The organism is Rhodococcus sp. NPDC054953, assembly GCF_053609225.1.
This window is the reverse complement of sequence record NZ_JBSGXD010000067.1, coordinates 865-1,261: the sequence shown is the minus strand read 5'-3', so window position 1 is coordinate 1,261 and position 397 is coordinate 865. Positions and strand designations below refer to the sequence as shown.

The 397-nt window shown below is 67.0% G+C and carries 1 protein-coding gene; it reads right to left on the bottom strand.

Features of this window, described 5'->3' with window-relative positions; all coding sequences use genetic code 11:
* A partial coding sequence (locus ACWF62_RS20505; protein WP_452631252.1) for a hypothetical protein occupies positions 1–397 on the bottom strand: 397 nt, incomplete at both ends.

The following is a 397-nucleotide window of genomic DNA, read 5'->3' as shown; positions in this document are numbered from 1 at the left end:
GGTTGGTGGTGACCCGCTCCTGCGGCAGCCCGCCCATCGCCGGGTGCATCAACCATTCCTGGATGCCTGTGCGCTTGTTGTAGCCGTACGTCCAGGTGTACGTACCCGCCAGGGCGCCTTCCCCGGAGGGCAGCGTGACGGTGGAAGAGGTCACCTGATAGCGCTCGTTGTAGCCGCCAACCTCCATGGTGTACGCCGCGCCACCCACATAGCGGGTGTCCTTGGCGGGCCGACCCTTCTTGACCGTGTCGTACGTCCACTCGGCGGTGGTCTCCCCGTCCACCTCGAGGGCGGTCTTGCGCCCGAGGAGATCGAAGGAGGTGGTCATGGTGACACCACGCGCATCGGTGGCGGAGGCGGGACGGTCCAGCACGTCGTAGGACACCGTCGTCACCCC